The sequence below is a fragment of the Citrobacter amalonaticus genome, from assembly GCF_018252635.1.
Classification (GTDB): domain Bacteria; phylum Pseudomonadota; class Gammaproteobacteria; order Enterobacterales; family Enterobacteriaceae; genus Citrobacter_A; species Citrobacter_A amalonaticus_E.
The window spans coordinates 885377-896592 of the sequence record NZ_JAGTXM010000002.1; the positions used below are offsets into that span (position 1 = coordinate 885377).

The window sequence follows — 11216 nt, forward strand, 5'->3', positions numbered from 1 at the left end:
CGACGACACATCCTGCGGTTAGCGTTTTATGCAGGCTATCATAAATTCGTTGCCCGGCGAACCGGGCAACGCGTCATCGCTCAACACGTACCCAGCGCTGCTGCTGATGACTTTTTACTATCGCATCAATGATATACATCACATTCGCGCCATCGTGGAAGGTGGCAAACAATGGCTTTTCCGGCATTTTGCCTTCCTGAACGGCACGGTAGAACTGCGCCATCATATTTTTGAAGGCATCGGGCCAGCCTTCAATATGTCCGCCGGGATAATGCGCGCTGTCGGCGACATCGCGGTTCATCAGTGCAGGATCATCGCTCAGGATCTGATTCGCCTGCGCCCGACGGCCGACCCATAACTGCTGCGGCACCTCCTGATCCCAGGCGACGGACTGCTCGCTACCGTTGATTTCAAATGTCAGGCCATTTTTGTGCCCGGCGCTAACCTGTGATACGCGAAAACTGCCCTTGCTGCCATCATCAAAGCGGAACAATACCGAGGCGAAATCTTCAGTGCTTACCGATTTATCTTCATACCGGGCGTTCGGGTCATGAGCAAAGGTCTGGCTGCCCGCGACATTCGCCTTGCGCGTCGGCCAGACGATCGCGAGGTCGGCCATCACCTCCGTGATGCGCCGACCGGTGACAAACTGCACCGTATCGCACCAGTGGGAACCAATATCCGCCACGGCACGCGACGCCCCGCCGAGGGCCGATTCCACCCGCCAGTTGTAGTCGGTTTCCAGCAGCATCCAGTCCTGTAGATAGCTGCCATGCGTGGCAAACAGTCGCCCGATACTCCCTGCGCGCATCATGCTGGCGGCCTGTCGCACCATCGCAAACTGACGATAGACAAAGCTGACGCCGTGCACCACGCCAGCCTCTTCCGCCAGCGCCACCAGCTCACGCGCCTCTTCCGCCGTCATACACAGCGGCTTTTCAGAAAAGACGTGCTTGCCTGCCCGCAAGATCTGCCGGTTAATCTGCGCATGCAGATGGTTAGGCGTGCAGTTATGCACCACCTGCAGATTCGGATGCGCGAGCAGTTCCTCAACGCTGCCATAGGCATGCGGCACGTTCAGTGCCTGCGCCTTTTCCTGTGCCTGGGACAGACTTCCGTCACACAGCGCCACTACCTGAACAAACCCGAGGCGGCGCAGCGCTTCGACATGTGCAGGTCCAATAAATCCGCTGCCAATAATGCCGACATTAATCACTGGCACCTCCGGCAGCAAAATCATCAAACGCCCGACCGGAGACCGGAATAATATGGCGGCGGATGAATTCGCTGCCTTCGCTGGCCCCGATCTCGCCGTCTTTCAGGCAGCATTCCCACTCCAGCACCGCCCAGCCGTCAAAGTCATACTGCGCCAGCTTGCTGAAAATACCGTTGAAATCGATCTGCCCGTCACCGAGTGAGCGGAAGCGCCCTGCCCGGTTGATCCACGGTTGATAGCCGCCGTATACCCCACTACGTCCGTTCGCCCGGAACTCTGCATCTTTCACGTGAAACGCTTTGATGCGCGCGTGGTAGATGTCGATAAAGGCCAGGTAATCCATCTGCTGCAACAGCATATGGCTGGGATCGTAAAGAATGTTGCAGCGCGGATGGTTGTCGAGAAGGTGCAAAAAACGCTCGAACGTGACGCCATCGTGCAAATCCTCTCCGGGATGAAGCTCAAAACAGACATCCACACCGTGCGTATCAAACGTATCCAGTATCGGCCGCCAGCGGTTTGCCAGTTCGCTAAACGCCTCCTGAAAACGCTGTTCATTGTGCGGCGGCCACGGATAGAAAAATGGCCAGGCCAGCGAACCGGAAAATGTGGCATGCGCATTAAGTCCCAGTTTTGCCGACGCCGCGGCCGCCTGTTTCAGCTTCTGCGTGCCCCACGCCCGGCGCGCTGCATCGTTACCACGCACCTCTGCTGGGGCAAAGTGGTCAAAGGCGTCGCTGTAGACCGGATTGACCGCAATCAGCTGTCCTTCCAGATGGGTCGACAACTCGCTGATAGCTACCCCGTATTCCGCCAGCTTACCGTTGATGTCATCACAATAGGCCTGGCTTTGTGCCGCCTTTGCCAGATCGAAAATATGCGGCTGATGACAGGGGATTTGCACCGCTTTATAGCCCTTGCCAGCCGCCCACCCCGCCAGTCCCTCCAGCGAGTTAAACGGCGCGTGATCCCCGATAAACTGTGTCAGAAAAATACCCGGCCCCTTAATCGTTCTCATACCACCTCCTGAAAATTACGCCTTGTCATCGTCATACCTGAACGAGAACAGGAAAATCAGTGCAATCACCGCGGCCGCTACCGCTGGGATCCACCAGAATGTGACCCACGCCTGCGGCACGGTTTGCCCGGCAACCAGCCGGTTATACAACGCCCCGGAGATCTGCGAGCCCAGCAGCATTCCAATGCCATAGGTGAACATCACGATCATGCTCTGTGCCTGACCTTTAACCTTTTCACCCGCCACACGGTCGGTGTAGATAAAGCCGACAACAAAGAAAAAGTCATAGCATACGCCGTGCAGCAGAATGCCGAGATACAACAGGAAGCGCCCCTCTTCGCTTACGCCAAGCGCAAAGAATGCATAACGGACGAACCACGCCAGCATGCCGATCAGCAGCATATATTTCACGCCCAGACGGCGGAACAGCAGTGGGATCACCAACATGAAGACGATTTCTGACATCTGCCCAAACGACATCGCGCTGCTGACATCCGCAATACCGGCATCCGCCAGATAAGAGGCGGTGTAAGCGTAATAGGTGCCGAGTGGTACCGAGATCAGCGTTGCGCACAGCGAAAAGATAAAGAAATGGCGCGTTTTGAGCAGCGCAAACGCATCGGCACAAAACAGATCGCGCACCTGCACCGGTTGTCCCTTCGCAGGGGCCGGCGTATGCGGCAGCGTCAGACTGTACAATGCCAGCAGTACGGAGCTGATCGCCGCCACCTGGAAGATGGTTATGCTGGATGCCACACCGGTGACGCCGATGAAAATCCCCGCCACGATCCAGCCGATAGTGCCAAACACGCGTACCACCGGGAAGGTTTTATCGACATTCGACAAACTGTGAAACGCAATGTTATTGGTCAGCGCCAGCGTCGGCATATAACACAGCGTATAGCCGAACAGCAGGCCAATCAGCAACGCCCCGTTCTGGGCAATCAATGCTCCCGGCACAAACCACAGGATCACCGCTCCAGCCAGATGCATCACGGCCATCACCTTTTGCGAGGCAAAGAAGCGATCCACCAGCATACCGAGCACAAACGGCGAAAGAATAGAGGCGATCGGACCTGCGGAAAACGCATCGCCAATCAGCAAAGACATATTGTGTTGCGTCATGACCAGACCGAGCGTCACCGACCAGCTTCCCCAGATAAAAAACTGTAAAAACATCATCAGCGACAGTCGGGGTACCAGCAGCCGCTGCTGCCCTATCGCCTTTCCACTACTTTCCGTTGTTGACACCATTTTGAGCCTCGTCATGAAAAAGTAATCGATTACAAACCGCATCAAATAAAAAGTAATCGATTACAAAAACAAGATCCTGTGGATCGAAACAGAATTGGGAGAAGGGTCACGTTAAAGATGGAAAATGGCGGTAACGGGTAACAGGTCATATCGGCCCGGTAAGCAAATCGCCACCGGGCTTCAACAGGTTACTTTTTACGGGACAGTTTGAACGCAACAAACAGGAAGATAACCCATACCGGCAGTAACAGCGCTGACAGACGCATGTCGTCGATGGTGCACATCAACACGAGGATCATCGCCAGAAAGGCAATACAGATGTAGTTCCCTGCCGGGTAGAGCAACGCTTTGAACTGGGTATCGCGCCCTTTGCGACGCATCGCGGCGCGAAAACGCAGATGCGCCAGACAGATCATGATCCAGTTCAGCAGCAGCGTCGCCACCACCAGCGCCATCAGCAGGCCAAACGCCTCCTTGGGCAGCAGGTAGTTAATCAGCACCACCAGCGAGGTGATAGCGCCCGAGAGCAGCAGTGAGTTCACCGGCACGCCGCGACGGCTGACGCGAGTCAGAAACTTCGGTGCATTGCCCTGCACTGACAGACCAAACAGCATACGACTGTTGGAATAAACGCCACTATTATAAACAGACAGCGATGCCACCAGAATCACGAAGTTCAGCGAGGAAGCCACCACGTTGCTATTCAGATCGTGGAAAATCATCACGAACGGGCTGCTGTCCGATTTCACTTCTACCCACGGGTAGAGCGCCAGCAAAACCACCAGTGAACCGATGTAAAACAGCAAAATGCGATACACCACCTGGTTGACCGCTTTCGGAATGCTTTTATGCGGATCGCGAGCTTCTGCCGCGGTGATGCCGATAAGTTCCAGCCCGCCAAAGGAGAACATAATTACCGCCAGCGACAGAATCAGCCCTTCCCAGCCCGTCGCCAGGAAACCGCCGTGCTGCCACAGATTATCGATAGTCGCCCGCTCGCCACCGTGGCCCGAGAACAGCAGCCACAGGCCAAAGCCGATCATGCCGATAATCGCCAGTACTTTGATGAGCGCAAACCAGAACTCGGTTTCACCGTACAAACGGACATTCACCAGGTTGACGGCGTTAATGATGATAAAGAAGGCGGCGGCCCAGACCCAGGTGGGGACGTCGGGTAACCAGTATTGCATATAGATACCGGCGGCCGTCAGTTCCGCCATCCCGACCAGCACAAACATGACCCAGTAGTTCCAGCCTGACAGAAAGCCCGCAAATGGTCCCCAGTATTTATAGGCAAAGTGAGCGAAGGAGCCCGATACCGGCTCTTCAACGACCATTTCACCGAGCTGGCGCATGATCAGAAAAGCAATAACCCCGGCGATGCCGTAACCCAGCAGCACGGCTGGCCCCGCCATCTGAATAGCCGGACCGATCCCCAGAAACAGCCCGGTACCAATCGCGCCGCCAAGGGCGATTAACTGAATATGTCGATTTTGCAAACCACGTTGCAGCGTCGGACTCTGTTCCGACGACGCTTCAGAACGGCCGTTGCCTGAAGCGGATGACGCGTCTTTCACGCCCTACCCCTGTCTCTTTTTTAGAAGGGGCACGTTTTAACACTTCATGCTGGAGGTAGCAAGTTAAAGGCACTGGAATGGATGGGGGCATCCTTGCCCCTGATAACGAGGTGGAACTCAGAACTCGTAGCCAACAGACACTTTGAAGGTGCGCGCTTCCCCCTGGGTAACATACGTGCCGGAATCATCAACACTGGCCCAGTAGTTTTCGTTGGTAACGTTGTCGATACCCGCACGAACGGTCATCTGGTTTTGGTTCTGGTTAAGTGCAAAGCGATAGCGCATGCCCAGGTCCAGAGTAGTGTAGCTGTCGAGCTTTTTGCTGTTGGCCAGATCTGCATACTGAGAACCGGAGTGGTTCACACGCGCAGTAGCGGTCAGCCCCTCAATGGGTTTGATGTCATATTCGGCACCCAGCACAGCGTAAAAATTAGGTACGCCGATCGCATCATTGCCCTGATTCAGGCCATTATTGGTTTTAGTCATCTCCGCCTGCAGCCAGGTGGCGCTGGCGTTCAGTCGCATACCCAGCATCGGCTCACCGAAGACGTTCAGCTCAACGCCGCGGTTACGCTGTTCGGCATCCAGACCGTAATGTTTGGTTTCGCTATCGAGGATCGCCGACGGCATCTTGATCTCAAACAGCGCCAGCGAGCCGCCAACGCGCCCGAAGTCCGCCTTCACGCCCACTTCATTCTGCTTTGAATGGACAATGCCAGTACTCTGGCCATAGTTGGTTGCGGTATTGGGTGCCGTTTTACCGGGCTGTAACGCTTCGGTATGGTTGGCGTAGAAAGAGATCGTCTCCCATGGCTTGTAGACGATGCCGTATGTCGGCATCCAGCGGCTACCATCAAAACCGTCGGCGGCGTTTTCCGCACCAGTGACTTTGTCATAGCCCCGGATCACCACTTTCTGATGGCGTGCTCCGACGGTAAACAGCAGTGTGTCATCCAGCACGCCCAGGGTATCGCTCAACAGCCAGCCCTGAGTCCGCGTGCGTCCGCTGGTCAACGGATCGCTGTAATTACCGCCCTTACCGTTCGAGTTGGTGCTGGCCGGCGCATCAACGCCGCTGTTGTGGTAGATGTTGGTATATGGGTTATCTGCCGCTTTAGACATCTTCCACGCGATTTTTTCGTTTTTGCTTTGCGCCGAGTAGCCAATGTTCACTTTGTGCGAGACAAAGCCCGTATCGAAATTGCCACGAATTCCCGCCATGCCGCTGACCGTGTCGCTGATACGGTTGGTATCGAGACGACTGGCAGTGGCCGTCCCGCTCTTATCCAGCAGTTTTGGCGCGCTGTAGAGACCCTCCTCGTGCGCGTGCTGGGCACCCAGTCCGGTGTAGGCAGTCCAGTTGTCGGTGATGTCGTATTCGCTACGCCACATGCCGAACTCATTTTCAATGTCGCTATACGCCCATTTCTGCGAGAAGTTGCGGTCATTTTTTGGCGGCGTCGGAACGAAATCGACCGCAGAAATGTTGACGCTGGTTGGACTGCCGTGGAAGGTTTTCTTCTGATAACCCACGTCCAGTGAGGTGCGGAAGTTATCGCCTTGGTAGTCCAGACCGGTGGAAAGCAGCGTGGTGCGACGGCGATCGTCCTGAATTCGGGTTTCGCCCTCACGGTGGACCAGATTCACCCGTGCGCCAAACTGGTCGTTGTCGCCAAAGCGACGACCGGCATCCAGCGTGGTGCCAATCTGTGAATCAGAGGTGTAGTCCACGCCAACTTTGGCCTGCGGGATATCGCCTGCATGTTTCGGCTCAAGGTTGATCATTCCGCCGACCGCAGAGCTCGCGGCGCCGTTCAGCAGAGCGTTTGCCCCTTTGAAGATTTCAATGCGATCCACCATCTGCGCATCCACCACCTGACGCGGCAGGACGCCGGACAAGCCGCCAAAGGTCATATCATCGCCGTCAAATTTCAGACCACGAATGCGGAAACTTTCCGCGCTGTTGCCGTAGCCCTGGACATACTGCACGCCCGCATCGTTTGCCACGACGTCGGCGATGGTTTTCGCCTGCTGGTCCTCAACCAGTTTAGAGGTGTAACTGATGACGTTGAACGGTACGTCCATCGCACGTTGTTGGCCGAGCATCCCCAGCCTGCCGCCGTTGGCGACTTGTCCATCAAGAAACGCTGGCAGCGGCGTATCGCCACCGGGTTTAAAATCATTGTTCGTGGTCGCCTGGACCACAATGGTGTCTTCCGCTTTTTTCGCGCTATCTGCCGCCCAGGACGTGCCAGAGATCGCGCCAATCGTCAGCGCCAGAATAGTTTTGGTGTTGTTCATGTGAATGCCATCAAAAAGAGTCAATGTGTCGGGGACGAGATTCGCCCCCGGCTGTTTTTATTATTTATTCAGCTCAATACGCACAACGCTGTCCGGCGCATCGGTTGAGTGGTCTTTATTAAATTTCTGTTTCACGGTGACATACAGCGTCTGACCGTCAGCAGAGAGCAGCAGGCTGTTTGGATTCGGCGGCAGATCCCAGCTTTTCTTCACGCTGTAATCGGTCGCGTTGAGACTGAGCAGTTTCCCGGAATCACGCTGGGTGATGTAAATTTCGTTGCGTTTCGCGTTGAATTTCACCGCCAGAGAATCCCCCACGTCCAGTTGTTTCAGCACCTTGCCGGTGTGAATATCGAGAACCAGCGTGGTTTTCGCTTTGGAGTTATCGGTTACGAACAGGCGCCCGGTTTGCGGATCTTCCGCCATATTCAGCAGCAGCGCCGGTTTGTCGCCCAGCGGCTTCCAGCGTTTCTCAACGCGCTGATTACGCGGGTTGATGACCAGGATCTCGCCACCGCCATTCGCGGCGTAAATGCGCTGGGTCGTTTCGGCGTAGTGCAGACCGGTCATCCATTTGCCAGTGTTTTTGATGCGCGTTTTCAACTTCAGCGTTTCAGCATCGACCACCCAGATCACCGCAGGATCCGCGACCGCGCCGATATACAGCAGGCCGTTATGCAGCAGCACCTGACGTGCGCCATACGGGAAACCTTCCGCGTTCCGCTCCGGGAACAGGACGCGATTTTTGACTTTACCATCCGCAGTGTTCAGCGCGCTCAGGCCACCGTCCAGCGAGTTGGTGACGTACACCGTTTTGCCATCTGGCGAAATCGCCATACCAAAGTTTTTCAGATCTGTGTGGCTGCGACCGATCGTCTTAAGGGTTTTAGCATCTAGTTTGTATACCACCCCGCCCTGAACATCTTTAAAGCCTTCGGCGCTGGCGACATACAGCGCATCCCCGGCAGGATTTAACGCCATCTCATACAGGCCATCCGCCAGAGAGCGTTTTAACGAATCGTTCGCCACCGCTGATGTCGCCGTTTTTTCAACGGTATTTGTAGGCGTGGTGGTGGGCGTGGTAGCCGCGCAACCGCTTAATGCCGCTGCGATCAGCACGGCCAGCGCAGTAATATTTTTCTTCATTCCAGGGTTCCTTACCAAAATAGGCACATTAAACAATAAAGAGAATGAGAACTATACTTATTCTCTTTATCGAAGCAAGCGTATTTCGCGCAAAAAATACCCTTAATGAAACAGAGGTTCGAATTGTGAGAGCTCAAACGAAAATGACGAGTGAACGAGAATTTCTGCGAATTATTCTGGACGAACAGGCCCCGCAGGCCACAGAATGCGATTTGCACTTTTTTTATATTTTTCAAACGAATGACTTAACCTAAATATCGTCATTCATGTGTCGGTCACGCCAGGCAACGGTGTCATGAATAAAATCATCAAACGACTCGAAATCATTAAAAGCGCCATCGAACTTGAGGATGAAGAGATCATCCAGCAGCAGCTTGTGCATCTGCAGCGAGAATCTGACGATCCCATAATAACGGTAATTGCCCATGCTATCGAGACGCGTCGGTTCAGTGATGCAATGCGTGAAATTGCCACCTGGCTCCAAAATCAGCGCGCCATAACCAGCTGGCAGGATCCGGCGATTGCCGCCAGCAAGCTGGAATTAAAAGCGCTGGAAAGTCAGTTGCGTGAGCTGATCGACACCCGTAATACCCGCATTCAGATTCTGGATGAGTTTAACGACCAGTATCATCTGCGCCTCGGGCCATTAATGAGCCGTATTCTCGAACTGCGTAAACAGCTTGCCGCCAGCGCCCTGCGCCGGGAGGAAGCGGAACGCCGACGTCGAGAAAAAGATTACCTCTCCTGTCAGCAGTACATCTCTCTGGCTGTCGATCGGTTAGCACAGCTCAAACAACAGTGGATGGGCATGGACTCGGCCTCTCGTGCGGCTGTCGACATTCGTCAGCGCATTCAGCAGCAAACGGAGCTGATTACCGATCTGCTCGCCGAAATCCGTGAACTGGAAGCCGATTTTTCCCGTCAGGATGACAGCGACACGCGGCAGGCGCAGGAAGAGGCGACGCATGAATATGAGGAGTATCAGGAACAGCAGCAGGATGCTCAGCACCGATTCGCACGCGATCAGCGTCTTTCAACGGATGAGCGCAATGAGCTTAAGCGCCTGTGGCGTCAGGCCAGCCGTCTGTGTCATCCGGACCTTGTCGCGGATGAACTGAAAGAGAAGGCGCATCAGATGATGGTGCAGCTTAATCTGGCGCGGCAAAATGCCGATCTGGCGGCCATTCGCGCTCTGCTTACCCAATTGCAAAGCGGTCTGGAACCAATGATGGCCAGCGATCGGCTGAACAATCTCGACCATCTGCGGCAGAAAATCCAGCAGCTGCGGATCCAGATTGACGCGTTGCTGAAAGAGATCGCCGCGCTGGAAGCGGAAAATGCCTGGCGTCTGGCAACCTCGGTTCGTGATAAAGAAGCGTACTTTTCCGAGCAGGAGCGCGCGTTGGCCGAGCTTCGCGATACGCTGGAGACCCAGGTTAAACACGTTGAACAAGATCTGCTGGCGGGTTAACACTTTTTGCCCCACATAGTCGCCCGTGAGTGCTGGCCTGCCTGTCAGGCCCAGAATCAGCACAAATAATCAAAAACCACATTTAACTTCAACATCCAAGTGATAGGTGAAATTTTATTACGGATAAACAATTTTTTACGGATTTATTCACTCAAAAGACATTGATATTAAGAATATTCCGCAGACATAAAATTTTTAAGCTGATATTGTCCAGGAATATTCTTAACTCACGCTCCGCCGCATCGTCACTTTTATTCCCTGTCGCCAGACGGCACGCCTTTACCTCCTGCTCTCTCCACTATTTTTTCAGACTTCCCCGCAATCTCGCCATTATTTCCCCACCTTTTTTCAGCAATCCATAAGTGAAATCTATCAATCATTCTCCAGCAGGCGAAATAAACGATTTATCTTAAATTTTAACAAAGCGTAATATTTCAATTAAGAATAATCCCAATACGAAATGCGGATTTAAACCGTTTCCCGAACAGGGAAGAACCCTTTTTTAATACGTTAAAGAGGGGCAGGATGCTATCGCCGATTCAAGGAGAATTTAATGTCAAAAGCTATTTTTATGGGTGATAATTATTACACATGGCTTGGCATGAAAAATATCCTGCGTGGCACATTAATCTATCATGGCATGCAATATTATGCAGCGAACTCATCGCCCTCTTCCCTCCCGGTTATTCAGAATAATGATTGCCTCATTATTCACCCCGAACAGACGGATATTCTGAAATACGCCAGCATTATTCGCCGTCTCTCCTCGCGTTCGTCATTGATGTTTTTTGTACTGACAGATGCCGAAACCTTTGCGGTATTTCAGACCATTTGCGGCATGCAGATGCACTTTATCGACCACACGTTGAGCCTTGACGCATTGCACCGGCGGATGACTCAACTCATCAATGGCAAGAACACGAGCGTGAACCGACCGCTGGATAATGCCATGAGCGTTAATGAATTTAACGTCATGATGATGTATTCCCGGGGCTGGTCGTTGTCCAGAATTGCCACTATTGCGCATAAAAGCGAAAAAACCATCGGTACCTATAAAAGCAATATTGCCAAAAAATTGGGACACAGCAACAGCCATCTTAAATATATGTTCTCCCATTATCGCTAACACACTACTAAGGAAATAAGACACGGACGACTGACCATTATTTAAGGCGTTATCAATCACTAAAAATTATTCCGCCCTGCGGAAGGGACGCCTGTTTTCGAAATTTA

Annotated in this window: 8 protein-coding genes; 2 read left to right on the plus strand and 6 right to left on the minus strand. The window is 53.5% G+C overall.

Going from position 1 to position 11216, the window contains the following annotated elements; all coding sequences use genetic code 11:
• Nucleotides 1-73 precede the first annotated feature (73 nt).
• From KE671_RS08700 to KE671_RS08725, 6 genes are all read right to left on the minus strand, one after another.
• A complete protein-coding gene (locus KE671_RS08700; RefSeq protein WP_206162786.1) occupies nucleotides 74-1216 on the minus strand; it encodes a Gfo/Idh/MocA family protein in 1143 nt (380 codons plus the stop codon).
• Nucleotides 1209-2234: a sugar phosphate isomerase/epimerase family protein gene (locus KE671_RS08705; RefSeq protein WP_206162578.1), complete on the minus strand. Its 1026-nt coding sequence runs from the start codon at nucleotides 2232-2234 to the stop codon at nucleotides 1209-1211. The genes KE671_RS08700 and KE671_RS08705 overlap by 8 nt, the downstream gene beginning before the upstream one ends.
• 15 nt (nucleotides 2235-2249) lie before the next feature.
• Nucleotides 2250-3488 carry an MFS transporter gene (locus tag KE671_RS08710; protein ID WP_206162579.1) on the minus strand — a complete coding sequence of 413 codons (1239 nt, stop codon included), beginning with the start codon at nucleotides 3486-3488 and terminating at the stop codon, nucleotides 2250-2252.
• A 188-nt stretch (nucleotides 3489-3676) separates the two neighbouring features.
• Nucleotides 3677-5065, minus strand: coding sequence for a phenylalanine transporter (gene pheP, locus KE671_RS08715; RefSeq protein WP_206162580.1), 1389 nt, complete (start codon nucleotides 5063-5065; stop codon nucleotides 3677-3679).
• A gap of 117 nt (nucleotides 5066-5182) precedes the next feature.
• The gene (locus KE671_RS08720; RefSeq protein WP_206162581.1) at nucleotides 5183-7366 is read right to left on the minus strand and encodes a TonB-dependent receptor; all 2184 of its coding nucleotides are present in this window, start codon (nucleotides 7364-7366) and stop codon (nucleotides 5183-5185) included.
• Between the two features lie 60 nt (nucleotides 7367-7426).
• On the minus strand, nucleotides 7427-8512 hold the full coding sequence (locus tag KE671_RS08725; RefSeq protein WP_206162582.1) for a YncE family protein: 1086 nt from the start codon (nucleotides 8510-8512) through the stop codon (nucleotides 7427-7429).
• A gap of 295 nt (nucleotides 8513-8807) precedes the next feature.
• Between KE671_RS08725 and KE671_RS08730 the strand changes: the two genes are divergently transcribed.
• Together KE671_RS08730 and KE671_RS08735 are read left to right on the plus strand one after the other, a co-directional pair.
• Nucleotides 8808-9983 (plus strand): DnaJ family molecular chaperone, encoded by a 1176-nt coding sequence (locus KE671_RS08730; RefSeq protein WP_206162583.1) that lies wholly within the window; start codon nucleotides 8808-8810, stop codon nucleotides 9981-9983.
• 553 nt (nucleotides 9984-10536) lie between these two features.
• Nucleotides 10537-11109: a LuxR C-terminal-related transcriptional regulator gene (locus KE671_RS08735; protein WP_206162584.1), complete on the plus strand. Its 573-nt coding sequence runs from the start codon at nucleotides 10537-10539 to the stop codon at nucleotides 11107-11109.
• The last annotated feature ends 107 nt before the right edge of the window (nucleotides 11110-11216 follow it).